Annotated in this window: 23 protein-coding genes, 10 tRNA genes and 1 other RNA gene; 26 read left to right on the top strand and 8 right to left on the bottom strand. The window is 68.2% G+C overall.

Annotation, left to right across the window (positions count from 1 at the left end; all coding sequences use genetic code 11):
• Positions 1 to 16 precede the first annotated feature (16 nt).
• The 15 genes from ACFQZQ_RS05225 to ACFQZQ_RS05155 all read left to right on the top strand — a co-directional run bounded on the left by ACFQZQ_RS05225 (position 17) and on the right by ACFQZQ_RS05155 (position 11698).
• On the top strand, positions 17 to 1366 hold the full coding sequence (locus tag ACFQZQ_RS05225) for a Na+/H+ antiporter NhaC family protein (protein WP_386811587.1): 1350 nt from the start codon (positions 17 to 19) through the stop codon (positions 1364 to 1366).
• Positions 1367 to 1488: 122 nt separating this feature from the next.
• Positions 1489 to 1565, top strand: a tRNA-Pro gene (locus ACFQZQ_RS05220).
• A gap of 42 nt (positions 1566 to 1607) precedes the next feature.
• A tRNA-Arg gene (locus ACFQZQ_RS05215) sits at positions 1608 to 1684 on the top strand.
• A gap of 47 nt (positions 1685 to 1731) precedes the next feature.
• Positions 1732 to 1808, top strand: a tRNA-His gene (locus ACFQZQ_RS05210).
• 30 nt (positions 1809 to 1838) lie between these two features.
• Positions 1839 to 1914, top strand: a tRNA-Lys gene (locus ACFQZQ_RS05205).
• A gap of 109 nt (positions 1915 to 2023) precedes the next feature.
• A tRNA-Leu gene (locus ACFQZQ_RS05200) sits at positions 2024 to 2108 on the top strand.
• Between the two features lie 245 nt (positions 2109 to 2353).
• Positions 2354 to 3661 (top strand): trigger factor, encoded by a 1308-nt coding sequence (gene tig / locus ACFQZQ_RS05195; RefSeq protein WP_386811586.1) that lies wholly within the window; start codon positions 2354 to 2356, stop codon positions 3659 to 3661.
• 115 nt (positions 3662 to 3776) lie between these two features.
• Positions 3777 to 4400, top strand: a complete 624-nt coding sequence (gene clpP, locus ACFQZQ_RS05190) for an ATP-dependent Clp endopeptidase proteolytic subunit ClpP (RefSeq protein ID WP_386811585.1) — start codon at positions 3777 to 3779, stop codon at positions 4398 to 4400.
• Positions 4401 to 4558: 158 nt separating this feature from the next.
• Entirely contained in the window at positions 4559 to 5851 is a 1293-nt protein-coding gene (clpX, locus tag ACFQZQ_RS05185) for an ATP-dependent Clp protease ATP-binding subunit ClpX (RefSeq protein WP_386811584.1), read from the top strand.
• A gap of 245 nt (positions 5852 to 6096) precedes the next feature.
• The gene (gene lon, locus ACFQZQ_RS05180; protein ID WP_386811583.1) at positions 6097 to 8529 is read left to right on the top strand and encodes an endopeptidase La; all 2433 of its coding nucleotides are present in this window, start codon (positions 6097 to 6099) and stop codon (positions 8527 to 8529) included.
• A gap of 219 nt (positions 8530 to 8748) precedes the next feature.
• On the top strand, positions 8749 to 9021 hold the full coding sequence (locus tag ACFQZQ_RS05175; protein WP_386811582.1) for an HU family DNA-binding protein: 273 nt from the start codon (positions 8749 to 8751) through the stop codon (positions 9019 to 9021).
• 67 nt (positions 9022 to 9088) lie between these two features.
• A tRNA-Val gene (locus ACFQZQ_RS05170) sits at positions 9089 to 9163 on the top strand.
• An 84-nt stretch (positions 9164 to 9247) separates the two neighbouring features.
• Positions 9248 to 9324: transfer RNA gene (locus ACFQZQ_RS05165), tRNA-Asp, on the top strand.
• Between the two features lie 116 nt (positions 9325 to 9440).
• A tRNA-Asp gene (locus ACFQZQ_RS05160) sits at positions 9441 to 9517 on the top strand.
• Positions 9518 to 9706: 189 nt separating this feature from the next.
• Positions 9707 to 11698 carry a peptidyl-prolyl cis-trans isomerase gene (locus ACFQZQ_RS05155; protein ID WP_386811581.1) on the top strand — a complete coding sequence of 664 codons (1992 nt, stop codon included), beginning with the start codon at positions 9707 to 9709 and terminating at the stop codon, positions 11696 to 11698.
• Positions 11699 to 11780: 82 nt separating this feature from the next.
• On the opposite strand, the gene ACFQZQ_RS05150 is transcribed toward ACFQZQ_RS05155, so the two are convergent.
• The 3 genes from ACFQZQ_RS05150 to gloB form a co-directional block, all read right to left on the bottom strand.
• The gene (locus ACFQZQ_RS05150) at positions 11781 to 12578 is read right to left on the bottom strand and encodes an enoyl-ACP reductase FabI (protein WP_386811580.1); all 798 of its coding nucleotides are present in this window, start codon (positions 12576 to 12578) and stop codon (positions 11781 to 11783) included.
• 97 nt (positions 12579 to 12675) lie between these two features.
• Complete coding sequence (locus ACFQZQ_RS05145; protein WP_386811579.1) at positions 12676 to 13884, bottom strand: lytic transglycosylase domain-containing protein; 1209 nt, start codon at positions 13882 to 13884, stop codon at positions 12676 to 12678.
• Complete coding sequence (gene gloB / locus ACFQZQ_RS05140; RefSeq protein ID WP_386811578.1) at positions 13881 to 14645, bottom strand: hydroxyacylglutathione hydrolase; 765 nt, start codon at positions 14643 to 14645, stop codon at positions 13881 to 13883. The genes ACFQZQ_RS05145 and gloB overlap by 4 nt, the downstream gene beginning before the upstream one ends.
• A 125-nt stretch (positions 14646 to 14770) precedes the next feature.
• Between gloB and ACFQZQ_RS05135 the strand changes: the two genes are divergently transcribed.
• The 3 genes from ACFQZQ_RS05135 to dnaQ all read left to right on the top strand — a co-directional run bounded on the left by ACFQZQ_RS05135 (position 14771) and on the right by dnaQ (position 16756).
• Positions 14771 to 15424 carry a hypothetical protein gene (locus ACFQZQ_RS05135; RefSeq protein WP_386811577.1) on the top strand — a complete coding sequence of 218 codons (654 nt, stop codon included), beginning with the start codon at positions 14771 to 14773 and terminating at the stop codon, positions 15422 to 15424.
• Between the two features lie 86 nt (positions 15425 to 15510).
• A complete protein-coding gene (rnhA, locus tag ACFQZQ_RS05130) occupies positions 15511 to 15948 on the top strand; it encodes a ribonuclease HI (RefSeq protein ID WP_386811670.1) in 438 nt (145 codons plus the stop codon).
• Between the two features lie 76 nt (positions 15949 to 16024).
• The gene (gene dnaQ, locus ACFQZQ_RS05125) at positions 16025 to 16756 is read left to right on the top strand and encodes a DNA polymerase III subunit epsilon (protein WP_386811576.1); all 732 of its coding nucleotides are present in this window, start codon (positions 16025 to 16027) and stop codon (positions 16754 to 16756) included.
• Positions 16757 to 16781: 25 nt separating this feature from the next.
• On the opposite strand, the gene ACFQZQ_RS05120 is transcribed toward dnaQ, so the two are convergent.
• Both ACFQZQ_RS05120 and ACFQZQ_RS05115 read right to left on the bottom strand, forming a co-directional pair.
• On the bottom strand, positions 16782 to 17486 hold the full coding sequence (locus tag ACFQZQ_RS05120) for a Stp1/IreP family PP2C-type Ser/Thr phosphatase (RefSeq protein WP_386811575.1): 705 nt from the start codon (positions 17484 to 17486) through the stop codon (positions 16782 to 16784).
• A 188-nt stretch (positions 17487 to 17674) separates the two neighbouring features.
• Positions 17675 to 17765 (bottom strand) — tRNA-Ser (locus ACFQZQ_RS05115).
• 111 nt (positions 17766 to 17876) lie between these two features.
• Here ACFQZQ_RS05115 and ACFQZQ_RS05110 point away from each other — a divergent pair.
• The gene (locus tag ACFQZQ_RS05110) at positions 17877 to 18284 is read left to right on the top strand and encodes a DUF6165 family protein (RefSeq protein ID WP_386811574.1); all 408 of its coding nucleotides are present in this window, start codon (positions 17877 to 17879) and stop codon (positions 18282 to 18284) included.
• Positions 18285 to 18387: 103 nt separating this feature from the next.
• Here the strand turns inward: ACFQZQ_RS05110 and ACFQZQ_RS05105 are convergent, their stop codons facing one another.
• The gene (locus ACFQZQ_RS05105) at positions 18388 to 19473 is read right to left on the bottom strand and encodes a glycosyltransferase family 9 protein (RefSeq protein ID WP_386811573.1); all 1086 of its coding nucleotides are present in this window, start codon (positions 19471 to 19473) and stop codon (positions 18388 to 18390) included.
• A 22-nt stretch (positions 19474 to 19495) separates the two neighbouring features.
• Between ACFQZQ_RS05105 and ACFQZQ_RS05100 the strand changes: the two genes are divergently transcribed.
• From ACFQZQ_RS05100 to ACFQZQ_RS05075, 6 genes are read left to right on the top strand one after another with little or no spacing between them, the layout of a single operon-like run.
• Positions 19496 to 20245 carry a 3-deoxy-D-manno-octulosonic acid kinase gene (locus ACFQZQ_RS05100; RefSeq protein ID WP_386811572.1) on the top strand — a complete coding sequence of 250 codons (750 nt, stop codon included), beginning with the start codon at positions 19496 to 19498 and terminating at the stop codon, positions 20243 to 20245.
• Complete coding sequence (locus ACFQZQ_RS05095) at positions 20245 to 21003, top strand: MBL fold metallo-hydrolase (RefSeq protein WP_386811571.1); 759 nt, start codon at positions 20245 to 20247, stop codon at positions 21001 to 21003. The genes ACFQZQ_RS05100 and ACFQZQ_RS05095 overlap by 1 nt, the downstream gene beginning before the upstream one ends.
• Positions 21000 to 22037, top strand: a complete 1038-nt coding sequence (gene moaA / locus ACFQZQ_RS05090) for a GTP 3',8-cyclase MoaA (RefSeq protein WP_386811570.1) — start codon at positions 21000 to 21002, stop codon at positions 22035 to 22037. Before ACFQZQ_RS05095 ends, moaA begins: the two co-directional genes overlap by 4 nt.
• A gap of 15 nt (positions 22038 to 22052) precedes the next feature.
• Positions 22053 to 22667, top strand: coding sequence for a cyclic pyranopterin monophosphate synthase MoaC (moaC, locus tag ACFQZQ_RS05085; RefSeq protein ID WP_386811569.1), 615 nt, complete (start codon positions 22053 to 22055; stop codon positions 22665 to 22667).
• The gene (locus ACFQZQ_RS05080; RefSeq protein ID WP_386811568.1) at positions 22664 to 22906 is read left to right on the top strand and encodes a MoaD/ThiS family protein; all 243 of its coding nucleotides are present in this window, start codon (positions 22664 to 22666) and stop codon (positions 22904 to 22906) included. The genes moaC and ACFQZQ_RS05080 overlap by 4 nt, the downstream gene beginning before the upstream one ends.
• Position 22907: 1 nt before the next feature.
• Positions 22908 to 23330 carry a molybdenum cofactor biosynthesis protein MoaE gene (locus ACFQZQ_RS05075; RefSeq protein ID WP_386811567.1) on the top strand — a complete coding sequence of 141 codons (423 nt, stop codon included), beginning with the start codon at positions 22908 to 22910 and terminating at the stop codon, positions 23328 to 23330.
• Between the two features lie 83 nt (positions 23331 to 23413).
• Here ACFQZQ_RS05075 and ffs read toward each other — a convergent pair.
• Together ffs and ACFQZQ_RS05065 are read right to left on the bottom strand one after the other, a co-directional pair.
• Positions 23414 to 23510: signal recognition particle sRNA small type (ffs, locus tag ACFQZQ_RS05070), an RNA gene on the bottom strand.
• An 80-nt stretch (positions 23511 to 23590) separates the two neighbouring features.
• A tRNA-Ser gene (locus ACFQZQ_RS05065) sits at positions 23591 to 23683 on the bottom strand.
• Between the two features lie 260 nt (positions 23684 to 23943).
• Here ACFQZQ_RS05065 and dnaX point away from each other — a divergent pair.
• A complete protein-coding gene (dnaX, locus tag ACFQZQ_RS05060) occupies positions 23944 to 25722 on the top strand; it encodes a DNA polymerase III subunit gamma/tau (protein ID WP_386811566.1) in 1779 nt (592 codons plus the stop codon).
• Positions 25723 to 25810 lie beyond the last annotated feature (88 nt).

The following is a 25810-nucleotide window of genomic DNA, read 5'->3' as shown; positions in this document are numbered from 1 at the left end:
TCATTCGGATAGAGCGATGAACAACGCGACGCCCTCCGGCGGAGGCTTGCCTGCGCAGGTGCGGCCCAGTGGGGTGGCGCTGACGCCGCTGCTGGTGTTTCTGGCACTGTTCTTCGGCGCCGGCCTGTATTTCACCGCGCACGGCGAGGCGATGGGCTTCTACCAGCTGCGCGCGCCGGTCGCGATCCTGCCCGCGCTGGCGCTGGCGGCGTTCATCGCCCGCCGGCGCGGGATCAAGGCGCTGGATACGCTGCTGTCCGGGATGGGCGACCCCAACGTGGTGCTGATGTGCCTGATCTTCCTGCTCGCCGGCGGCTTCGTGGAGGTCTCCAAGGCGATCGGCGCGGTCGACGCGATCGTCTCGCTGGGCATCGGCCACGTGCATCCGGCGTTGCTGCTGCCGGGACTGTTCCTGGTCGCCGGCTTCATCTCGCTGTCGCTGGGCACCTCGATGGGCACGATCGCGGCGGTGGCGCCGATCGCGCTGGGCGTCTCGGATGCCTCCGGGCTGGACCGCGTGCTGGTGCTCGGCGCGGTGATCGGCGGCGCGACCTTCGGCGACAATCTTTCGTTGATCTCCGATACCGCGATCATCGCCACCCGCACCCAGGGGTGCAGCCTGCGCGAGAAGTTCCAGGCCAACCTTAAGCTGGCCTTGCCCGCGGCGGTGCTGACCCTGGTGGTGTTGGGGCTGCTGGGCGAGACGGCGCCGGTTGAGACCCCGGATGCCGTCTCGCCTTGGCTGATCGTCCCGTACCTGGTGGTGCTGGGACTGGCATTGGCGGGGCTCGACGTGATCCTGGTGCTGGGCGCGGGCCTGGTGTTGGCCGGGGTGTTCGGCGCACTTTTCGCGGTGGATTTCGGGGTGGCTGCGTACGCCGGCGACATCTGGGCCGGCTTCGAAAGCATGGTCGAGATCCTGCTGCTGTCGCTGCTGGTCGGCGGGCTGGGCGCACTGATGAAGGCCACCGGCGGCCTGGCTTGGCTGGCCAGTGTGGTTGGTCGGTTCGCGCGCGGGCACAAGAGCCGCCGCGCGGGCGAGATCAGCATCGCGACGCTGTCGGCGACGACCGACATGTTCACCGCCAACAACACGGTGGCCATCCTCATCAGCGGTGGGCTGGCGCGCGACATCGCCCAGGAGCACGGCGTGCCGCCCGCGCGCGCGGCAAGCGTGCTCGACATCTTCGCCTGCGTGACCCAGGGCGTGCTGCCATACGGCGCCCAGATCCTGCTGGCGGCATCGTTGGGCGCGGTCTCGCCGATCGCCCTGGCTGGCAGCGTGCATTACAGCTGGCTGCTGGGTGCGGTCGCCGTGCTCGCGATGCTGTGGCCCACGGCCCGGCCGCAGCTGCAGCCGGCGTGACCCCGGCTTGGATCTGGCCATTCGAGTATCGCGCATAGCCATCCTCGCGTTGACAGCTACCGCACGGACGCCCAGAATGGCCGACCTTTCGCGGCGTTGGTGCGCAACGAAAGACCCGGTTTCGGGGCATAGCGCAGTCTGGTAGCGCATCTGGTTTGGGACCAGAGGGTCGGGGGTTCGAATCCCTCTGCCCCGACCATCCGCTTAAGCTGGGTAGAGGCGTCAGTTAAGATGTACGCTGGCGCCCGTAGCTCAACCGGATAGAGCACCGGCCTTCTAAGCCGGTGGTTGCAGGTTCGATTCCTGCCGGGCGCGCCACCGGTTTCGATGCAGTTCGTGTTCGATGCAAGTTTTCAGGGTCTATGGTGGATGTAGCTCAGTTGGTTAGAGCACCGGATTGTGATTCCGGGGGTCGCGGGTTCAAATCCCGTCTTCCACCCCAGTTTTGTTTTTTGCTACAATTTATCTCTTGGGGCCGTTAGCTCAGTTGGTAGAGCAGTTGACTCTTAATCAATAGGTCCAAGGTTCGAATCCTTGACGGCCCACCAAATCGAAAAAGCACTTGGCTTGCCAGGTGCTTTTTTCTTTTGTACCCCCACGCCGTAGAATTTCGGCGCCCGACCCGCCCGGGCAGCATGAACAGGCGGGCATGGCATCGCGAAAGTGGCGGAATTGGTAGACGCCCTGGTTTTAGGTACCAGTGCCGCAAGGCGTGCGGGTTCGAGTCCCGCCTTTCGCACCAACCCAGGTAGAAAACCAAAGGCCCGGCGGGCCCAACGAGCGTTCGCGAGCGCCGTACCTTCCGTGGATATCGGCCTTCTCTCGCTCAAGCCGACCGCGCCGCACCCAACGCTGGCAGCGCGCCACGTAATCGGCGAAACTAGCCCGTTCCGCTGGCAGGGCGACGGAGCTTTCGTACGTCGCCGGCGGCCAGCCAGATCATCAACATCGTGCCGGGGCGCAATGCCACGGTTGCAGGAGTGGGATATGCCAGCTGTAGAAAATCGTGTGTCGGTCGAATCGCTGGGCGCCCTCGAACGCCGCCTGACCTTCAGCCTCCCGGCCGACCGCCTGGAAAGCCAGGTCGGTGGCCGCCTGCGCGAAATCGCCCGCGGCGCCAAGATCAAGGGCTTCCGCCCCGGCAAGGTGCCGGCCAAGGTGATCGAGCAGCGCTTCGGCCCGCAGGTTCGTGCCGAAGTCCTCGACGGGCTGCTGCGCGAAGGTTTCAGCAGCGCGGTGCGCCAGGAATCCTTGCAGATCGCCGGCAACCCGCAGATCGTGCCGGCCGCGGACCAGGAGCTGGCTTACGTCGCCACGTTCGAGGTCGTGCCGGATTTCGGTGACGTCGACGTCGCCAAGCTCAACGTGGTCCGCCACACCGCGCAAGTCAGCGATGCCGACATCGATGCGATGGTCGAGAACCTGCGCCTGCAGCGCCGCAGCTGGAACGCCGTCGAGCGTGCGGCGCAGGAAGGCGACGCGGTCGAGCTGGAAACCTGGTCGGTCGCCGGCGAAGAGCGCCTGCCCGCCGAGGGCATCGAGCGCGGCGCGACCGTCCTCGGTTCGGGCGCGATGTTCCCGGCGATCGAAGCGGCGCTGGTCGGCATGAAGGCCGGCGACGAGAAGCAGGCGCAGATCGAATTCCCGACCGACTGGCGCGTGCCGCAGTTCGCCGGGCGTAGCGTGGAAGTCCACCTCAAGGCGACCAAGGTCTCGGAGCCGGAGTTGCCGGAGATCGATGCCGGCTTCATCAAGAGCTTCGGCATCAAGAGTGGCGATGCCGAGCAGTTCCGCGCCGACATCCGCAGCAACCTCGAGCGCGAGCTCAAGGGCGCGCTGATGACGCGCCTGCGCCGCGAAGTCGGCGAGCAGCTGATCGCCGCCTACGCGCACGTCGAGATGCCGCCCAAGCTGGTCGAGGGCGAGGCCCGCGACATGGCGCGGCAGGCCGTTGAGCAGGCGCGTCGCCAGGGCCGCCAGATCGACGTCCCGGCCGATGCGCACCTGACCTTCATGGAACCGGCGCGCAAGCGCGTGCTGGTCGGCCTGCTGGTGGGCGAGATCGCGCGCCGCAACCAGCTGATGCTCGATTCCAAGCGCGTCAGCGAGACCCTCAAGCTGATCGCCTCGACCTACGAAGAGCCGCAGCAGGTCATCGAGTTGTATCGCAACGACCAGCAGCTGATGGCGGGCCTGCAGTCGCGGGTGATGGAGGAGCAGGTGATCGACTGGATCGCCGAGCGCGCCTCGCACACCGAGCAGGCGCTGTCGTTCAGCGAGGCGATCCGCCCGTAAGCGATTGGCATAGCCAAGTTCTGAACTCGCAACACGTCGCGCCTCTTGCGCCACGGTCCTGTCGGCCCCAAGTTGACCGGACCTTGCCATCACGTCAGCCACAGGTGCCGTTGAGATGAACCGAACCCAAGCCTTGAACCTCGTGCCGATGGTGGTCGAACAGACCAGCCGCGGCGAGCGCGCGTACGACATCTATTCGCGGCTGCTCAAGGAGCGGGTCATCTTCCTGGTCGGTGGTGTCGACGACCATGTCGCCAACGTGATCGTGGCGCAGATGCTGTTCCTGGAGGCCGAGAACCCCGAGAAGGACATCAGCTTGTATATCAACTCCCCCGGTGGCGTTGTCACTGCGGGCATGGCGATCTACGACACCATGCAGTACATCCGCCCGGACGTGAGCACGATCTGCATCGGCCAGGCGGCCAGCATGGGCGCGCTGCTGCTGGCCTCGGGCGCGAAGGGGAAGCGCTATGCGCTGCCCAATTCACGGGTGATGATCCACCAGCCGTCCGGCGGTTCGCAGGGCCAGGCGACTGACATCGAGATCCAGGCGCGCGAGATCCTGGCGCTGCGCCAGCGCCTCAACGAAGTGCTGTCCAAACACACCGGCCAAGCGCTGGAAACCATCGCCCGCGACACTGAGCGCGACAACTTCAAGAGCGCCGAGGCTGCCCGCGAGTACGGCCTGATCGACCAGGTGCTCGAACGTCGCCCGGAAGACTCGATCCAGGCCGCCTGACCCGCGACCCACCGCCCTGGCGCAGCTGGTTTCCTGCGGATATCGAGCCCGGGCCCGGCCCCCGGACGGGCCGGAACGCTGTGCTATTCTCGGGCCAGCACCGCTGGATCTGCCTGTCAACGGCCGGTCCAAGACTTAGAGAGACATTGGGCAAAAGAATGAGCGACGACCGACCCGGCCGCAGTACCGCCGACAGCAACAAGATCCTCTATTGCTCGTTCTGCGGGAAAAGCCAGCACGAGGTCCGCAAGCTGATCGCGGGCCCGAGCGTTTTCATCTGCGATGAATGCGTCGAGCTGTGCAACGACATCATCCGCGAGGAACTCGAGGAAAAGGCCCAGTCGGCGCGCAGCCACCTGCCCAAGCCCAAGGAAATCCTCGACGTCCTCGACGAGTACGTGATCGGCCAGCAGCGCGCCAAGCGCACGCTCGCGGTGGCCGTGTACAACCATTACAAGCGCATCGAGAGCCGGCAGAAGAACGACGACGTCGAGCTGGCGAAGTCGAACATCCTGCTGGTTGGGCCGACCGGCTCGGGCAAGACGCTGCTGGCCGAAACGCTGGCGCGCCTGCTCAACGTGCCGTTCACGATGGCCGACGCGACCACGCTGACCGAAGCCGGTTACGTGGGCGAGGATGTCGAGAACATCATCCAGAAACTGCTGCAGAAGTGCGACTACGACGTCGACAAGGCGCAGCAGGGCATCGTCTACATCGACGAGATCGACAAGATCTCGCGCAAGTCCGACAACCCGTCGATCACTCGCGACGTGTCCGGCGAAGGCGTGCAGCAGGCGCTGCTGAAGCTGATCGAGGGCACCGTCGCCAGCGTGCCGCCGCAGGGTGGCCGCAAGCACCCGCAGCAGGAGTTCCTGCAGGTCGATACGCGCAACATCCTGTTCATCGTCGGCGGCGCGTTTGCCGGCCTCGACAAGATCATCCAGGCGCGCAGCACCGATGCCGGTGGCATTGGCTTCGGCGCCAAGGTCAAGAGTTCCGAGCGCAAGGTCGAGGTCGGCAAGATCCTGGCCGAGGTCGAGCCCGAGGACCTGATCAAGTTCGGCCTGATCCCCGAGTTCGTCGGCCGCCTGCCGGTGGTTGCCACGCTCGAGGAGCTGGACGAGGCCGCGCTGGTCACCATCCTGACCGAGCCGAAGAACGCGATCACCAAGCAGTTCAAGAAGCTGTTCGACATGGAAGGCGTGGAGCTGGAGTTCCGCCCCGACGCGTTGCAGGCGATCGCCAAGAAAGCGCTCAAGCGCAAGACCGGCGCGCGCGGCCTGCGCACCATCGTCGAATCGGTGTTGCTGGACACGATGTACGAACTGCCGTCGCTCGAGCACGTGAGCAAGGTGGTGGTCGACGAGTCGGTGATCGAGCACAAGACCGAGCCGTACCTGATCTACCAGACCCCTCCGGCCGCAGTGCCGAAAGTCGCCTCCGGCGACTGACCGGGTTCAGGCATCGCCCGCGACCGGGCGATGCCTTCCAGTCGCAGCCGACTGGCGTAATCGACTGGCGCAACTGCCGGGCATAACTGGCTGATTTGCAACAGATCCGCTCGTGGCGTTCACGCGACCGGAAAGCCGCAGCTTGCATCCTTTCGCACAGGCCCCCATAACCGTGGCCATGGGCCGCCGTGCCCGCCCCATCCCCGTCCAGGCGCCTGCCGCCAGACGCCAGACCCGGAGCCCTCATGTCCACTCCCAGCGACCGCGAAACCCTCGAACTGCCGGTCCTGCCACTGCGCGACGTGGTCGTGTTCCCGCACATGGTGATCCCTCTGTTCGTCGGCCGAGACAAGTCGATCCGCGCACTCGACCTGGCGATGGAGTCCGACAAGCGGATCCTGCTGGTCGCGCAGAAATCCGCCGAAACCGACGATCCCGGCGCGGGCGACCTGTACGAGATCGGCACGCTCGCACAGGTGCTGCAACTGCTGAAACTCCCGGACGGCACCATCAAGGTGCTGGTCGAGGGCGTGTCGCGTGTGCAGGTCGACCATGTCGAGGAGGGCGACGGCGCGTTGGCCGGCCGCGCCCACGTCGTGGAGCCGGAGCTCGACCGCGAGGAGCGCGAACTGGAGGCGATCACCCGCTCGCTGATGGGCCTGTTCGAGCAGTACGTCAAGACCAACCGCAAGTTGCCGCCGGAGCTGATGCAGACTCTGTCGGGCATCGACGAGCCCGGTCGGCTGGCCGACACCATCGCCGCGCACTTGGGCGTGCGCATCAGCGACAAGCAGAAGCTGCTGGAGACGCATTCGGTGGGCGCGCGCCTGGAGCAGCTGGTCGGCCTGGTCGACGGCGAGATCGATGTGCAGCAGCTGGAGAAGCGCATTCGCGGCCGCGTCAAGTCGCAGATGGAGAAGAGCCAGCGCGAGTACTACCTCAACGAGCAGATGAAGGCGATCCAGAAGGAACTCGGCGAGATCGACGAGGCGCCCAATGACATCGACGAACTGACCCGAAAGATCGCCGAGGCCGGCATGCCCAAGCCGGTCGAGGCCAAGGCCCGCAACGAGCTCAACAAGCTCAAGCAGATGTCGCCGATGTCGGCCGAGGCCGCGGTGGTGCGCAACTACCTGGACTGGCTGCTCGGCGTGCCGTGGAAGAAGCGCAGCAAGGTGCGCAAGGACCTCAAGGCCGCGCAGGACGTGCTCGACGCCGACCACTACGGGCTGGAGAAGGTCAAGGAACGCATCCTGGAGTACCTCGCGGTGCAGACCCGCGTGGCCAAGATGAAGGGCGCGATCCTGTGCCTGGTCGGTCCCCCAGGCGTGGGCAAGACCTCGCTGGGCCAGTCGATCGCCAAGGCCACCAACCGCAAGTTCGTGCGCATGTCGCTCGGCGGCGTGCGCGACGAGGCCGAGATCCGCGGCCACCGTCGGACTTATGTGGGTTCGATGCCGGGCCGGATCGTGCAGAACCTCAACAAGGCCGGCACCCGGAATCCGTTGTTCATGCTCGACGAGATCGACAAGATGTCGATGGACTTCCGCGGCGATCCGTCCTCGGCGCTGCTCGAGGTGCTCGACCCGGAGCAGAACAACGCGTTCAACGACCACTACCTCGAGGTCGACCTCGATCTGAGCGAGGTGATGTTCGTCGCGACCTCGAACTCGCTCAATATCCCCGGCCCGTTGCTCGACCGCATGGAAGTGATCCGCCTGCCCGGCTACACCGAGGAGGAGAAGCTCAGCATCGCGATGCGCTACCTGCTGCCCAAGCAGATCAAGGCCAACGGGCTCAAGCCCGAAGAGCTGAAGATCGCCGAGGGCGCGGTGCGCGACATCGTGCGCTACTACACGCGCGAATCGGGCGTGCGCAACCTCGAGCGCGAGATCTCCAAGATCTGCCGCAAGGTGGTCAAAGAGATCGCGCTGGCCGGCCCCAAGCCGAAGAAGGGCAAGGACAGCGCGCTCAACGTCAATGCCAAGAACCTCGACAAGTTCCTGGGCGTGCGCCGCTACGACTTCGGCCGCGCCGAGGAGCAGAACGAGATCGGCCTGGTGACCGGTTTGGCATGGACACAGGTCGGCGGCGACCTGCTGCAGATCGAGTCGACGCTGGTCCCGGGCAAGGGCCAGTTGCTGCTCACCGGCCAGCTCGGCGATGTCATGAAGGAATCGGCGTCGGCCGCGTTGTCGGTGGTGCGTGCGCGTACCGAGCGGCTGGGCATCGACCTGGACTTCCTGCAGAAGCAGGACGTGCACCTGCACGTGCCCGAGGGCGCGACGCCGAAGGACGGCCCCAGCGCCGGCATTGCGATGGCCACCGCGCTGGTTTCGATGCTGACCAAGAATCCGGTCAAGGCCGAAGTGGCGATGACCGGCGAGATCACCTTGCGCGGCCGCGTGCTGCCTATCGGCGGCCTCAAGGAAAAGTTGCTGGCAGCGCTGCGCGGCGGCATCCGCACCGTGATCATCCCCGACGAGAACCGCAAGGACCTGGTCGACCTGCCCAAGTCGGTATCGCAGGGCCTGGACATCATTCCGGTGAAGTGGATCGACGAGGTTCTCGGCATCGCGCTCGAGCGACCCATCACGCCGTTGCCGCCAGCGGGGCAGGGCGAAGCGACGGTGCGGGATGCCGCGCCCGCGGTGGCGACGGTCGACGTCAAGCACTAGCGAAGCGCGCTCGAAAGACCGCGCCGACACCCCTGAAAGCCGCGCCAATGCTAGCTTTCAGGCTTGCGCCCCCAAAATGCCACTGGTATAACGATGGCATCCGCACTGCTGGCGTCTTGGACGCGGGGTGTGGAACGTCGATCGGAAGTGTCTGCACGTTTGCAGGCGACCCGATTCTCAGAACATCGCGGCAACAGTCCGCACAGGGAGTCAAGAAGAATGAATAAGGCTGAGTTTGTTGGTGCCGTCGCGGAAGCCGCCGAGCTGTCCAAGACCGACGCCGCCAACGCCGTGGACGCCGTCATCGGCGTGATCACCAAGGCGTTGAAGAAAGGCGACACGGTGACGCTGGTGGGCTTCGGTACTTTCCAGGTCCGCAAGCGCGCTGCTCGCCAGGGCCGCAACCCGAAGACGGGTGAAGAGATCAAGATCAAGGCGTCGAAGAATCCGGCGTTCAAGGCTGGCAAGGCGCTGAAGGATGCTGTAAACTAAGCAGCTCGCCCGCCGATGTGCATGCATCGGTAGCAGCAACCGGTACCGATACTTGGTTCCACAGCTCGGGTGCTTAGCTCAGCGGTAGAGCGTCTCCTTTACACGGAGAGGGTCGGGGGTTCGAAACCCTCAGCACCCACCAGGTCCAGCTGACGGACTCTGCCGGGATCCACTGTTCGCGAAGGGCGGATGTCAGCAAAAGCCCAGACGAAAAGTTTCAAAATGCGGAGTGGTAGTTCAGTCGGTTAGAATGCTGGCCTGTCACGCCGGAGGTCGCGGGTTCGAGTCCCGTCCACTCCGCCAGTTCTGCCAAAGGCACCGGAAACGGTGCCTTTGTTTTTAAGTAAGTGAGGAAGCTTGTTGTGGCGGTTGCGATGTTTGGCGACGCCAGTAGCTGCAAGCCCTGGGTTCAAAAAAGCGGAGTGGTAGTTCAGTCGGTTAGAATGCTGGCCTGTCACGCCGGAGGTCGCGGGTTCGAGTCCCGTCCACTCCGCCAGTTCTGCCAAAGGCACCGGAAACGGTGCCTTTTTCTTGGGCGGGTCCCAGGCAGGATTCTCGGCGCCCGGCGTGGAAGCGGACCCGGCGTCGCCCGCTCCGGCGGCTTCGGACGGCCGCGAAGCGTCTGGTCACCCCCGCACCGCAAGCACGCTAAACTGTCCGGCTTCCGCATCGACGCGACCTGGATATGCTGCAGAAACTTCGCGACAAGACCTCCGGCTGGATCGCCACGGTGATCCTGGGCCTGCTGATCATTCCCTTTGCGTTCGTCGGCATCCAGGACTACCTGGTCCAGCGCAATGACAACTTCGTCGCCACGATCGATGCACCGCCGGGCTGGTGGCAGTCCGCGCCGTCGTGGTGGCCGGTGTCGACGTTCTGGGAACACGAGACGATCACCGCGGACGAGTTCCGCACCCGCTTCGAGCAGGTGCGCCAACAGGAGCGCGCGCAGCAGGGCGAGGCCTTCGACGCGCGTGCGTTCGAGACGCTCGAAAACAAGCGCGCGATCCTGGACGGCCTGATCGACCAGCGCATCCAGAAGCTGGCGTCGCAGCAGGCCGGCGTCGTGGTCAGCGATGCGCTGGTGCGCAAGACGATCCAGGAGATCCCGGCGTTCCTGGTCGACGGCAAGTTCAACGCCGAGCGCTACCAGTTGGCCCTCGCCTCGCAAGTGCCGGCGCAGACGCCGACGCAGTTTGAGCGCGTGGTGCGTGACGGCTTGCAGCAGTCGCTGGTGTCGACTGGCATCGCCGCCAGCGGCTTCGTCACCAACGCCGAGATGGAACGCCTGATCAAGCTGATGGGCGAGCAGCGTGACGTGAGCCTGGTGACCCTGCCGGCGCCGGCGCCCGATACCGCGGCCGTCACCGGCGCGGAGATCCAGGCGTGGTACGCGGGCCATGCCGCGGACTATCGCGCGCCCGAGTCGGTGTCGATCGAGTATGTCGAGCTCAACGGCGCGACGATGGCGCCGCCGCCGGCCGCAGACGAGGCGGTGCTGCGTCAGCGCTACGAGCAGGAGAAGAACCGTTTCGTCGAGCAGGAGCAGCGCCTGGCGTCGCACCTGCTGGTGCGGGTCGACGAAGGCGCCAATGCCGCCGCGCAGAAGGCGGCGCAGGACAAGGCCACGCAGCTGGCTGCGCAGGCCAAGGCCGCCGGCGCCGATTTTGCCGCGCTGGTGCGCGCCAACAGCGACGACACCGGTTCCAAGGCAAGCGGTGGCGACCTGGGCTGGGTCGGCAAGGGCATGATGACCGGCCCGTTCGAGGACGCGCTGTTCCAGATGCAGGCTGGCCAGATCAGTGGGCCGGTCAAGACCGACTTTGGTTGGCACGTGATCCAGCTGCGCGAGGTCAAGGCGGGTGCGCAGGAAAGCTTCGAGCAGGCGCGCGAGGCGCTGGCACGCGAGCAGGCCGAGGCGGATCGCGATCGCGCATTCAATGATGTCAGCAGCCGCCTGGTCGACCTGGTCTACAAGAACCCTTCCTCGCTGGTGCCCGCGGCGCGCGAGATGCAGCTGCCGGTGCTCAAGCTCGGCCCGATCTTCCGCGACGGCAAACCTGACCCCGCCGCGGGCCTGGCCGCGAACGCCGCCCTCAAGCGTGCCGCATTCTCGGACGCGCTGATCCAGGACGGTACGGTTAGCGATCCGATCGAGATCGCACCCAACCACACCGTGCTGATCCGCGTGGTTGCGCATACCCCGGAGCGCACGCTGCCGCTGGCACAGGTGCGCGCGCAGGTCATCGCCGCGGTGCGCGCCGATCGGGCGCGCAAGGCCTCGACCGAGGAAGCCGATGCGCTTCTGGCGCGCCTGCGTGGCGGCGAGACGCTGGAGGCGCTGGCCGCGTCCAGGCAACTGCCGGCACCGCAGCAGGCCATCGCGGTACCGCGTGGCGCCCCGCTGGGCGGCGAAGGCGTGGCGGAGGCGGTGTTCGCGGTGGCGGTGCCGGCGACGGGCAAGGTGTCGCCGGGCAAGGCGGTGTTGAACGATGGCTCGATCGTGCTGTTCGCGGTGAGCAAGGTCGTCCCTGGCGACGTGGCGCAGGTGCCGCCACAGCAACGCCAAGGCCTGCAGCAGCAGATCGCGCAGATGGGCGGGGCGGACGATGCCCAGGCGTTGATCAACGCGATGCGCCAAAAGATGAAGGTGGCCGTGGTCGAGGCCAACCTCTGACGCCAACGTCGTGTCGCACGGCAAGCTCAAGAAAAAGCCCGGCATCGCCGGGCTTTTTTTTTTGCGCGTCCGGTTAGCCGAGCTACTCGGCTGCGTTGAGACCGGTCATGCCCAGGATGTTGTAGCCGGCGTCGACGTAGGTGATCTCGCCGGTCACGCCTGCAGCCAGGTCTGAGCAGATGAAGGCGGCGACGTTGCCGACATCCTCGATGGTCACGGTGCGGCGCAGCGGCGCGTTTTCCTCGACGTGGCCGAGGATCTTGCGGAAGCCCGCGATGCCGGCGGCGGCGAGGGTCTTGATCGGCCCGGCGGAAATCGCGTTGACGCGCGTGCCTTCCGGGCCGAGGTTGTCGGCGAGGTAGCGCACGGTCGCTTCCAGGCTGGCCTTGGCCACGCCCATCACGTTGTAGCCGGCCAGCGCGCGCTCGGCGCCCAGGTAGGTCAGGGTCACGATCGAGCCGTTGCGGCCGGCCATCAGCGGGCGCGCGGCCTTGGCCATGGCAGCCAGCGAGTAGGCCGAGACGTCGTGCGCGATCGCGAAGTTCTCCCGCGTCAGGCCGTCGAGGAACTGGCCGGCGATCGCCTCGCGCGGTGCAAACGCGATCGCGTGCACGAGGATGTCGAAGCCGTCGTTCCAGTGCTGGCCGAGCTGCTCGAAGCAGGCGGCGATCTGGGCGTCGTCGGACACGTCGAGCGGGATCACGATGTCGCTGCCGTACTCCTTGGCCGCATCCTCGACGCGCGATTTCAGCTTGTCGTTCTGGTAGGTGAAGGCCAGCTGAGCACCTTCGCGGTGCATCGCCTCGGCGATGCCGGTGGCGATCGAGCGCTGGCTGGCGATGCCGGTGATCAGTGCCCGCTTACCCTGCAAAAAACCCATGTGCGCTCCTCGATTTGGTGGCGCTGACCGATGTGCGGCCGAGCAAAGACTCTAGTTTGCCCTGTGGCGTCGGCGCGGGCTACTCGGGCGTGCCCGCCTACTCGCCTGCGGGCCGCGGGTCGATCGCCAGCACGCGGCCGGGCTTGAGCACCGTACGCGTGCCCAGGCCGTTGCGCTGCAACAGGTCGCCGACGCCGATGCCGTAGCGTCGGGCGATGGTCCAGGGGCTGTCGCCGCGGATGACGGTGTGCTCGCGGTACGTGGCGGGGACCGAAGCCGCATCGTTCGAGGCGGAGGCCGCGAGACTGCCGCTGGCGAGCACCGGCGCAGCAAGGCCGGGCTCGCTGCTGGCGCCAACGCCGGCGGTCGCCACCGCCAGCAGCGGGGCCCGCTTCGCCCCGATCTTGCCGATGCGGCCGTTGCCGAACGCGGGGTTGAGGCGCCGCAGCTGGGCGCCGTCGTGGCCGGTGCGGGCGGCCCAGCCGGCGATGTCGGCGACGTCCGCGGGCACGGTGACGGCCGCCAGCCGCGGCACCGGCCGGTCGAGCGCGCGCAGCCAGTCGTCGCGATCCTCGGCCTGCTTGAGCACGCACGACAGCGCGTGCAACTTGCGGACGTAGGCGTGGGTGATGCCGGACAGGCCCGGCAGCTGCTCGGGCGTGGCGTTGCGCGCGGTCTGGCCGCTGCGCTTTAGCGCGCCCAGGATGCGGTACTCGCCGGCGTTGTAGGCCATAGCCGCCAGCCGCCAATCGCCGGCGAACATGCTGTGCAGGGTCTTCAGGTAACGCACCGCGGCCCGGGTCGAGTCCACTGGTGACAGGCGTCCGTCGTAGCCCTTGCTGATCGGCACGCGGTGGTTGCGGGCCGTCAGCGCGATCATCTGCCACAGGCCGGCCGGGCCGGCGGCGCTGCGCGCGCCGGGCTGGTAGCCGCTTTCGACCAACGGGATCAGGGCGTACTCGGTCGGTAGGCTGGCCGCCCGCAACGCGTCCACCACATAGCCGAACAGCGGCAGCATGTCGTCATTGCGGGTGGCCAGCCGCTTGGGTGCCGCGGCGAAGTGCTGGCGCCAGCGTGCACTGGCATCCGCATCGCAATTGGGGTCGGCCAGGCCTTCGCGGAAGCGCTGGTAGATCTCGCGGCCGTTGCGGGTGCCGGCAGGCGCCGAGGTCGCGGCTGACGGTGGCGTTGCCGCGCCGTCGTCGCGTTCACCAGCGCGGCTCGGGGCCAGGGTCGACAGCGCCAACAGCAGGCTCCCGCACAGCCACGCGTAGGCAGGCGCACGGCTGGACCGGACCCCGATCATGCGACGAATCCGTCCTTCCAGCGCCGCAGTTCGGCGAAGGTCTCGACCGCGTCATCGGGCGCGTTGCCCAGGCGCCGGGTCACCGCCGCGATCACCGCTGGCTGGTCGACGCGCAGGAACGGGTTGCATGCGCGTTCGTCGGCGATCGTGCTGGGCAGGGTCGGGTGTCCGGCGTCGCGCATGGCCTGGGCCTGTTCGGTGCGGCGTCGCAGCGCCGGATTGTCGGGTTCGACCACGCGCGCGAAGGCGGCGTTGGACAGCGTGTACTCGTGGCCGCAGCAGACCCGGGTGTCAGCGGGCAGCGCGGCCAGCCTCGATAGTGAGCCCAGCATCTGCGCCGGGCTACCCTCGAAAAGTCGACCGCATCCCAAGCTGAAAAGCGTGTCACCGCAGAACAGCAGCCCGTGGCCGAAGAATGCGACGTGGCTCACGGTGTGGCCGGGCAGGGCGATGACCTCGAACTCCCAGCCCGCGATCGCGACCCGCTCGCCGTCGCCGACCCGATGGGTGGGCACGTCGATGCGCTCGTCCGCGGGCGCTATCACCGGCAACCCGGGCCAGCGCCGCAGCAGGGCTGCGGTGCCGCCGATGTGGTCGTGGTGGTGGTGGGTCAGCAGTATCCCGGCCGGTTGCAGGCCCTGTTCGGCAGCGGCCAGCACCGGTGCCGCCTCGCCCGGGTCGACGATCAGCGCGCGGCCATCGTTGCCCGTCAGCACCCAGATGTAGTTGTCCGAGAAGGCGGGCAGGGCCTGCAGGTTCATGGCATGCGCTCCTCGCGGCGATCGGGTGGGCTTCAACGCTCGCCGCGGGCGCGTGGCGGCAAATACTTCCGGCGATTCCCTCACAATCGGGATCGCAGCCCCACCTACCGGAGGCCCCGGCGACCATGCCCCCCGTTTCCCGCCCCCGTCAACCCGCGCCGCCCCTGGAGTGGTTTGCCACGCCGGCCGGGCAGGGCGTGCTGGCGCTCGAGGGGGCGGCGATGGCGCGGGTGCTCGCGTCCGGCCCGGCGCTGCCTTGGGCATGGCTCGGAGTGCCGGGCGCGGTGGCTCCGGAAACGGCCGGCCGGCGCGGCGTGGTGTTGCGTCGCCATGCGCATGGGTTCGACGGCGCCCTGCGCTGCGGCCTGCCGCTGCCACTGGCCAGCGAAAGCTTTGGCGCGCTGCTGCTGCAGCATGCGCTGGACGACGATTTCGAGGTGCGCGGCCTGCTCGACGAATGCGCGCGCCTGCTTACTCCCGGCGGCACGCTGTGGCTGGCGACGCTGAACCCGTGGAGTCCGTACCGCGCGCGCTGGGTCCGCAGCGGCCTGCGCGCGCGTGACCCCGGCCGCTGGCAGGCGTCGCTGCTGCGCGCCGGGTTCGCACTCAACTCGGTGCGCCTGCAATGGCTGGGGCCGCGCTGGCGCGTGGCGCACGGCGAGGCCGGCGTCGCCGCGGCCGACCGGCTGCGCGCGGGCATCGCGCTGGCGATCAACAAGCGCGTATATGCGGCGATTCCGCCCAAACCCTTGCGCAACCTGCGATGGCAAGCCAGCTGAGCCAGCATCAGCCCGGCGGCGTTTGTCGCGTCCCAACCATTGCGACCGCGCGCGGCGATAATGCGCGCATGAACTCACCCGAAGACCTGAAGTCCGTCCACATCCACACCGACGGCGCCTGCCTCGGCAACCCGGGCCCCGGTGGCTGGGGCGCCCTGCTGCGCTGCAAGGGCCGCGAGCGCGAGCTCTCCGGCGGCGACCCCGACACCACCAACAACCGCATGGAGCTGATGGGCGCGATCATGGCGCTGGAGACGCTCAGCGAACCGTGCGTGATCACCCTGCACACCGACTCGCAGTACGTGCGCCAGGGCATCACCGAGTGGATGAAGAACTGGGTGCGCCGCGGCTGGAAAACCGCCGGTGGCGACCCGGTCAAGAACCGCGACCTGTGGGAGCGCCTGCACGCGGCCGCGCAGCGCCACAGCATCGAATGGAAATGGGTGAAGGGCCATTCCGGCGACCCGGACAACGAGCGCGTCGACGTGCTCGCGCGCAATGCAGCGCTGCGCCTGAAGCGTTAGTGGCGGCCGGATCCACAAGGCCCGAGCAGCCGTGTAACGTCTCCCCCCAGTTTCCCGATTCCCGACCGCGAACCGCATGCGCCAAGTCATCCTCGATACCGAAACCACCGGCCTAAGCTGGGAGCGCGGCAACCGCGTGGTCGAAATCGGCTGCGTCGAGTTTCTCGAGCGCCGCCCGACCGGCCGCACCTTCCAGCGTTATCTCAACCCGGGTCGCGAATTCGAGCCCGGCGCACAGGAAGTCACCGGGCTGACGTTGGAATTCCTCGCCGACAAGCCGCGTTTCGAGGAGGTCGTCGACGAGTTCCTCGCCTTCATCGACGGCGCCGAGCTGATCATCCACAACGCCGCGTTCGACGTCGGCTTCCTCGACAACGAACTGCGCATGCTCGGCCCGCAGTACGGCTGCCTGGCCGATCGCTGCGGCGTGGAGGACACGCTGCTGCTGGCGCGCCGGCAGTACCCCGGCCAACGCAACTCGCTGGACGCGCTATGCCGGCGCCTCGGCGTCGACAACGCCCACCGCCAGTTGCATGGCGCCTTGCTCGATGCCCAGCTGCTGGCCGAGGTCTACCTCGGGCTGACCTCCGGTCAGAGCGAGATCGGCTTCGGCGACGGCGCCGATGAGACGGCGGAAGTGGTCGTGGCGACGTTCCAGGCCAGCGCCGAGTCGGCACGGCCGCGGGTGCTGGTCGGCGACGACGAACTCGCCGCGCATGAGGCGCGGCTGCAACGGCTGCGCAAGAAGGCTGGTCGCGCGGTCTGGGATGCGATGGTAGCGGCCGAACCGGACGCCGCGCCGGCCTGACCCGGTGTTTTCGTAGTTCGCGCCGCTAGTGGCTGCGCACCAGGATCACGGTGACATTGTCCGAGCCACCGCCATCGAGCGCGGCGGCAACCAGCGAATCCACGCACTCCTGCGCACTGCAGTCCTGGTGGCCCAGCACCTTGGCGATGTTGCGGTCGTCGACTTCCTCGGTCAGGCCGTCGCTGCACAGCAGCAGCTGCATGCCCGGCTTGAGCTCGCCGGTCATGGTTTCGACGTTGAGGTTGCGCGGATCGGTCACGCCCAACGCCTGAGTCACCACATTGCGGTGCGGGTGGCTGCGGGCCTGCTCGTGGGTAATCGCGCCGGTGGCGATCAGTTCCTGCACGTAGCTGTGATCCTGCGAGAGCTGCGCCAGCTGGCCGTCGCGCCACAGGTAGACGCGGCTGTCACCGACCCAGGCGACTTCGAAGCGGTTGCCGTTGACGCGCGCGGCAACCACGGTGGTGCCCATCGGCAGGGCGTCGTTGCGGCGCTTGGAGGTGCGGATGATCTCCTCGTCGGCAATCCGGATGGCCTGCGCCAGCGGGGTGCCGTCGCGGATCTCGCGCACGATCGCCTCGCGCGCCAACGCGCTGGCGACCTCGCCGTACTCGTGGCCACCCATGCCGTCGGCGACCAGCCACAGGCCCAGCTCGCTGTCACCGTAGTAGGTGTCTTCGTTGAGCTCGCGGCGCAGGCCGACGTGCGTCAGGTGTCCGAATTCGATCATGGGGCGAGCAGGCCTGACGGGGTCATATCTTCTCAGCGGTAAACGCGATCATCGGGGCGCAGCGGCCGCGAGGCAAGGAAGGGAAACCACCCAGGCATGCTAGGCGGGGGCGGCGTGAGGGGTCGTGGGGCGCGCGCTTTGCCTCGGCGCAAACAAAAAGGCTGCCGAGGCAGCCTTTGTGTTCAATCTGGCGGAGAGGGGGGGATTCGAACCCCCGGTACGCTATAAACGTACGCCTGATTTCGAGTCAGGTACATTCAACCACTCTGCCACCTCTCCGGGTGGGCCGGCCATGATACGGGGCCGGCCACGCCGCGACAAGGCATGCGCCGGCTGGGCGGGTTGCAGCCCGGCTACACTGTCGACCCCCAATGGCTGAATGGCGGCGTCATGTCCGAGATCCAGGTTCCGGTGTCCTTCGGTGAGTTGCTCGACAAGATCGCGATCCTGCAGATCAAGTCCGAGCGCATGAGCGATGCGGCCAAGCTGGCCAACGTGCGCAACGAACTGTCCGCGCTCGAGCAGACTTGGATGGCGCACCCGGCCGCCGGCAAGGACATCGTCCGCCTGCGCGCCGACCTCAAGGCCGTCAACGAGCGCCTGTGGGTGATCGAGGACGACATCCGCATCAAGGAAAAGGCCCAGGCCTTCGACGACGAGTTCGTGCGCCTGGCCCGCGCGGTCTACTTCGAGAACGACGAGCGCGCGCGCATCAAGCGCGAGATCAACGTCGCGCTGGGTTCGGCGTACATCGAAGAGAAGTCGTACCAGGACTACCGCTCGGCCGCGGCGCCGTAGGGCGGGTTTCAACCCCGCCATCGCGACAAGGGAGTGCGGTTGGACCCTTCGTCCCGCAAGAAGCCGGCGGGTTGAAACCCGTCCTACGCGGCTCGAACCGGCATCAGCTTCGATGCTCGCGGACGTAGCGCTCGAACGCCGCGATCGCGTCGTCGACCGTCACCAGGTCCATCACCCCGTCGTGCTCGATCTTGGTGCCCCAGCGCAGTGTCGCGGCGGGCTTGCCGAGGAACCTGCGCGCGGCATCGTCGTACCGGTCGACGCAGTAGCGGCGGTCGGAGTACGGCCCGCTGCGCGCCGGGTTGCTGGCCGCATGCAGGCCCAGGACCTTCGTGCCCATCGCGTTGGCGATATGCATCGGCCCGGAATCCGGGGTCATCAGCAGCTGGCCGCGCTCGAGCAGCGCCGGCAGTTGCTTGAGCGTGTCCTTGCCGACCAGGTCGAGCACCGGCGTGTGGGTCGGCTGGGAGGTCGGCGTGACCATGGCCGCCAGGATCGCGTCGCTGGTGCGGCGTTCCAGGTCGCTGCGGCCGCCGCACAGCACCACGCGCCAGCCGCGCGACACGGCGTGGTCGGCGACGGCGGCGTAGCGCTCGGGGCGCCAGTTGCGGCGCTCGTGGCTGGAACACGGCGAGACCAGCAGCGTCGGCCGGCCATCGTCTGGCCACTGCGCGCGCGCCCATTGGCGGGCGTCGTCGGGCACCGGCAAGTCCCAGCGCACGTCGTCCTGGCGCAGGCCGAGCGGTTCGCAGAAGCTGCCCAGCGCATCGAGCACATGGATACCGGGGCGGTCGGGGATGCGCTCGTTGACGAACAGGCCGTGCAGGTCCTTCGAACGCGCACGGTCATAGCCGATGCGCCGGGTCGCGGGGATGAAGGCCGACAGCAGGTTCGCGCGCGCGGCGACCTGCATCTGCAGCAGCACGTCGAACCGGCCTTGCGGCCCGAGCCGGTCGCGCAGTTCGCGGCGCAGCGCGCGCATGCCGGCCAGCCCGGTTTTCTTGTCGTACTCGACGAACTCGACGCCCTCCAGACCCTCGAGCAGGCGGCGCTCGCCCTTGCCGATCACCCAGCTCAGTTCCACCCGCGGCCACGCGGCGCGCAACGTGCGCACCAGCGGCACGACATGGGTGACGTCGCCGAGCGCGGACAGCCTCAGCAGACAGATGGAATGGGGCGCGGTTGGCACGGGACTTGTTAGACTCGGAGCGATGACGGGGTATGACGCGACCGAAGGACTGACGCCGTTCCGCGACGACAGCGGATACGGCGCGATTCTGTTCGACCTTACCCGGATGCGGCAAGCCAATGCCGAATGGTTCTCGCCCGCGTACTGGGGCGAGAAGGCGCGCCCGGTCGAGAGTGGCGGGCGCGGCGGGGCGTGGTTCGTCGATGCACCGTTCGGCCCGGCGCTGCTGCGACGCTACCTGCGCGGCGGCATGGTCGCCCAGTTCAACCGCGACGCCTACTGGTGGCGCGACGCGGCCAAGACGCGCAGCTTCGCCGAGTTCCGCCTGACCCGAGCGGTCGCGGCCAAAGGCCTGCCGGTGCCGCAGCCGATCGCCGCGTACTACCGCCGCGACGGTCTGAAGTACACCGCGGCGATCCTGCTCGACAAGCTCGACAACGTCCGCACCCTGGCCGACCGCGCCGCGGTCGCCGGCGACGGCGCGCCGTGGGAGGAGGCCGGCCGCCTGATCGCGCGCAGCCACCGCGTCGGCCTCGACCACGCCGATCTCAACGCCCACAACCTGCTGTTCGACCCGACCGGCAAGGGCTGGATCATCGACCTCGACCGCGGCCAGACGCGGATCCCCGCGACCCCCTGGCGCGAGGCGAACCTGTCGCGCCTGAAGCGATCGCTGCTGAAGCTGCGCGGCGAGCGCCCGGTCGCCGAGGTCGAGCGCGACTTCGCGCGCCTGCGCGACGCCTACGATCGCGCCTGGGGGCGGGGCTACTGATGGCCTGGAGCCTGCGACTCAACGGCGTCGGCAACGCCTCGGCGGTCGAGCTGGGTTCGGCGATGGCGACCATCGAGCGCGACGGCCGCCCGTGGCTGACGATCGACTGCGGCAACGAGGGGCTGACGTCCTACCTCGCGCACTACGGGCAGGCGCCGCGCGCGCTGTTCATCACCCACACCCACCTCGACCACGTCGCCGGTTTCGAGCGCCTGTTCGTCGCCAGCTACTTCGATGAAGCCCAACGTGGGCGCGTGCGCGTCTACGTGCCGGCGCCGCTGGTGCCGTTGCTGCACCAGCGCGTCGGCGACTACCCCAACGCGCTGGCCGAGGGCGGGGTGAATTTCTGGGACGCGTTCCAGGTGATCCCGGTCGGCGAGTCGTTCTGGCACGACGGGCTGCGACTGGAAGTGTTCGCCACGCGCCACCACTGGCCCGATACCTCGTTCGGCCTGCGCCTGCGCGGCAGCGTGGTCTGGACCGGCGACACCCGGCCGATCCCGGAGCAACTGGCCCGCTTCGCCGATGCCGGCGAGTTGATCGCGCACGATTGCGCGCTGCACGGCAATCCCTCGCACAGCGGCATCGACGACCTCGAGCGCGAGTACCCGCGCGAACTGCTGGCGCGCTGCCTGCTGTACCACTACGCCAGCGCCGAGGACGGCTGCGCGCTCGCCGCGCGCGGCTACCGCATCGCCCGCCCGGGCGAGGTGGTCGGCTTGAACGAAACGACGGCATTGCGGTCAGATCCGGTATGAACGCCGTGCTGCAAACGCCCGGTCTCGCGGCCATCCCCGCTCCGCTCGACACGTTGGGCCGGCCGCTGCGCGACCTGCGCCTGTCGGTGATCGAGGCCTGCAACTTCCGCTGCCCGTACTGCATGCCCGCCGACCGGGTGCCGGACGACCACGGCCTGGACGCGGCGTCGCGATTGTCGTTCGACGAGATCGAAACCCTGGTGCGCGGCTTCGTCCGCCTCGGCGTCAGCAAGCTGCGCCTGACCGGCGGCGAACCGCTGCTGCGCAAGAGGTTGCCCGAGCTGGTGGCGCGGCTGTCGGCGATCGATGGCTTGGCCGACATCGCACTGACCACCAACGGCGCGCTGCTGGCCCGGCACGCGCAGGCCTTGCGCGACGCCGGACTGCGCCGGATCACGGTCAGCCTCGACGCGCTGGATGCGTCGGTCTTCCGCGCGATGTCGGGCGATCGCGGCGAGGTCGCCGAGGTGCTGGCCGGGATCGCCGCGGCGCAGGCCGCCGGTTTCGCGCCGATCAAGCTCAATTGCGTGGTCGAACGCGGGCTCAATGAAGACCAGGTGCTGCCGCTGGTCGAGTACGCGCGCGCCCACGGCCACGTCCAGCGTTTCATCGAGTACATGGACGTGGGCACCTGCAACGGCTGGCGCCGCGAGCGCGTGGTGCCGTCGGCCGAGCTGCGCGATCGCATCCACGCGCGTTGGCCGCTGCGGCCGCTGGACCCTCAATACCGGGGCGAGGTCGCGTCGCGCTATGCGTTCGTCGACGGCGGCGGCGAAGTCGGCTTCGTAAGTTCGGTCAGCGCGCCGTTCTGCGGCGACTGCCACCGCGCCCGCGTGTCGGCCGACGGCATGCTCTACACCTGCCTGTTCGCGGGCGAAGGGCAGGCGTTGCGGCCTGCGCTGGCGGGCGGGGCGGAAGCCCTGGCCGAGTGCGTCGCCGGCGTGTGGTCGCGCCGCGGCGACCGCTACAGCGAGTTGCGCAGCGAGGCGGGCGTGTCGCGCAAGAAGGTCGAGATGTTCCTGGTGGGTGGCTGACGTTTTGTGCGACGCATGAAGAAGTCCACCGAACACACTGCCGCAGTCAAACTCGCCGCCATCCGTGGCGAGGCATCGGCGGCTTCGGGCGAGTCCGGCCCGGCCATCCATGGCCGTGCGTTCGAGAACGCCGCGACCAGTGGTCGCAAGGCGCGTTCTCTCACCCACATCGACCCGGATGGGCGGCCGACCATGGTCGACGTGTCGGCCAAACCGGTGACCGCGCGCGAAGCGAGCGCCGACTGCCGCGTGCGCTTCCCGGCCGACGTCGCCGCGCAACTGCGCGCGAGCGGCCTGCGCAGCGCCAAGGGCGGCATCGTCGACACCGCGATCATCGCCGGCACGATGGCGGTCAAGCGCACCCACGAGCTGATCCCGTTCTGCCACCCGCTGCCGATCGATGGCTGCCGCATCGCGATCGACTGGGTCGACGAACGGTCGCTGCGGATCGACTGCGCCGTCCACACCACCCACCGCACCGGGGTCGAGATGGAGGCGCTGACCGGGGCCACGGTCGCCGCGTTGACCGTCTACGACATGTGCAAGGCGCTGTCGCATGCAATCGTGATCGGGCCGGCGAAGCTGGTTGCCAAGCGCGGCGGCAAGCGCGATGTCGGGGGCGGGCGATGACCCGGGTCGAGGTGCTGTATTTCGCCAGTCTGCGCGATGCGGCGGGGCAGGCCAGCGAGGCCATCGACAGCGACGCACCAGACTTGCGCACGCTCTACCAAACCCTGCGCGTGCGCCACGGGTTCGCGCTGCCGGTCGAGCGCCTGCGGGTGGCGGTCGATGGCGCCTTCGCGGGCTGGGACGATGGCCTGCGCGAGGGCAGCGAAGTCGCCTTCATCCCGCCGGTAAGTGGGGGCTGAGATGACGCGATTCTCTCTCGCCGACACCCCAGTCGACACCGCCACCTTGCGTGCGAACCTGCTCGACGACCGAGTCGGTGGCTACGCCAGTTTCGAGGGCTGGGTGCGCAACCACAACGACGGCCGCCCCGTGACTGGACTGCGCTACGAGGCCTATGTCGCGCTCGCGCAGAGCGAGGGCGAGCGCGTGATCGAGGAGGCGCGCAGCCGCTTCGAGATCCTCGACGCGCATTGCGTGCACCGCATCGGCGACCTGGCGATCGGCGAACTGGCGGTGTGGGTCGGTGTCAGCGCCGCGCACCGCGACGCGGCGTTCGCGGCCTGCCGTTTCATCATCGACGAGGTCAAGGCGCGCGTGCCGATCTGGAAGCACGAGCGTTACCGCGAAGGCGACGCCGGCTGGCTACATCCGCGCCACGAATAATTCGGCTGACCGCGCGCTCAGAACGCGCCGCGGCGCGCGGTAGAACGCACATTCGAGCTTTCTGGAAATTCCGTTGGGTGGCGACTCCGCCGGCTGGCCTCGGCACCCGCGTCAGTCGATACCGTTGCTGCCTTCCGGCCCTGGCGGGATTTTCAACCTAGCGTCGCGAGGGGCCGACGGAGCCACCATAGAGACAGCGCGATTTGCATCGCGACCACGCGTGGAACGCGTGTTTGAAACGTGTATGCGGCACGCAGGAGTGGCGGAGAGAGGGGGATTCGAACCCCCGAAGCGCGGTTTAGACGCTTACACACTTTCCAGGCGTGCTCCTTCAACCGCTCGGACACCTCTCCACACCGGTGTGCCGCATCCCTGAACACGGCGTCCAGCCGCCTTCGGGGCCGCAAAGTCTAATCGTGGCGGGCGTTTGCGGCAAGTCGATGCCGGCACGTCGCGGCCGGCGCGACACGGCATGGCACAATGGCCGCGCGCTGGTTTCCGTGGGCTCGCATGGTCCGCATGACCGCTACCGGACACGCTGAATCGCGGGCCGCCCGGCGTTGACCGCCGGACGAACCTCCGTCCTGAAACCCCAGAACACCCAAAGGGTCCGATGTCCTACCTCGTCCTTGCCCGCAAATGGCGCCCGAAGCGTTTCGCCGAACTGGTCGGGCAGGAGCACGTGGTACGCGCGCTGACCAATGCGCTCGATTCGGGCCGCGTGCACCACGCGTTCCTGTTCAGCGGCACCCGCGGGGTCGGCAAGACCACCATCGCGCGGATCTTCGCCAAGTCGCTGAACTGCGAGCGGGGCACCTCGGCCGAGCCATGCGGAGAGTGCAACAGCTGCCGCGACATCGACGCCGGCCGCTTCCTCGACCTGCTCGAGATCGATGCGGCCAGCAACACCGGTGTCGACGACGTGCGCGAGGTGATCGAGAACGCGCAATACATGCCGTCGCGCGGGCGCATGAAGGTGTACCTGATCGACGAAGTGCACATGCTGTCGAAGGCGGCGTTCAACGCGCTGTTGAAGACGCTCGAGGAGCCGCCGGGGCACGTCAAGTTCCTGCTCGCGACCACCGACCCGCAGAAGCTACCGGTGACGGTGCTGTCGCGTTGCCTGCAGTTCAACCTCAAGCGCCTGGACGAGGCGCAGATCGGCGGCCAGATCACCAGGATCCTCGCCGCCGAGGGGATCGCCGCCGAACCCGGCGCGATCCGCCAGCTCAGCAAGGCGGCCGACGGCAGCCTGCGCGACGGCCTGTCGCTGCTCGACCAGGCGATCGCCTACACCGGCGCCGGCGGCGGAGTCGAATTGGGCGACAACGCGGTGGCGGCGATGCTCGGCACGGTCGATCGCACCCGCGTGGGAGCGTTGCTGGATGCGCTGGCCGATGGCCATGGCGAGGCGCTGCTCGCCGAGGTTGCGGCGCTGGCCGAGTTCTCGCCCGACTGGGGCGGGGTGCTCGAGGCGATGACCGACGCGCTGCACCGGATGCAGGTGCGCCAGCTGGTGCCCGATGCGGCGATCGAAGTCGATGGCGTCGACGTCGACGCGCTGGCCGGCCGGCTGCGCCCGGAAGTCGTGCAGCTGTGGTACCAGATAGCGGTTAACGGCCGGCGCGACCTGCCGCTGGCACCGAGCCCGCGCGCCGGGTTCGAGATGTGCGTGTTGCGGATGCTCGCGTTCCGGCCGGCAGCTGCGGACGATGCCCGGCCATCCGCGATACCGGCGCCCGCGCGAACCGCCGCGCCGCCGCACGCGGCGGCAATGAGGCCGACGCGCGCGCCCGCGCCAGCGATGCGCGCCCCGGCCGAACCGCGCGCCGAGTCCGCGACACCCACCGCCCCGCAGGCTCGTCCAGATCCCCGCGATGCCGCCGTTGGCGAGCCCGTGACCGCATCAGCGTCGCTGGCTTCGGCCGCGATACGCGAACCCTCACCACCGGTCTCCGCCGCGCCCCCTGGCGCCGTCGGCGCGGCGGCGATCGAGGGCATCGCCGACGGCGAGGCCTGGCACGCGCTGGTCGCGCGCAGCGGGCTGAAAGGCCCCGCGCGCCTGCTGGCCGAACACGCCGGCTTCGTGGCCTACGGCGACGGCGTGCTGAGCCTGTCGCTGGCGCCGACCGACGACCACCTGCGCGGTGCGGCGATGGTCAAGATGGTCGCCGATGCGCTGGCTCCGGCCTTGGGCGCGTCGCCGCAGATCAAGTTCGAGACCGCCGACAAGCCGGTCGAATCGCTGCGCGACCGCAACGAGCGCGCCCGCGACGAGCGCCAGGCCAGCGCCGAACAGCTGTTCATGGGCGACCCGGACGTGCAGCGGCTGATCTCGCAGCACGGCGCTAAGGTCGTTCCCGACTCGATCCGGCCGTTCGAGGACTCTTGAGGGTCGCGCATTCGACCCAATGACGTGCTGATCGGACAGCACCGCAGCAGCGGCCCGGCCGCGGTTCGCCCGTCCCCGGCGGGATCGC

Origin of the sequence: Lysobacter koreensis (assembly GCF_042677045.1) — a bacterium.
In the GTDB taxonomy this organism is placed as follows: domain Bacteria; phylum Pseudomonadota; class Gammaproteobacteria; order Xanthomonadales; family Xanthomonadaceae; genus Lysobacter_K; species Lysobacter_K koreensis.
Note: the sequence above shows the minus strand (reverse complement) of the source record. Positions and strands in the feature narration are given on the sequence as shown.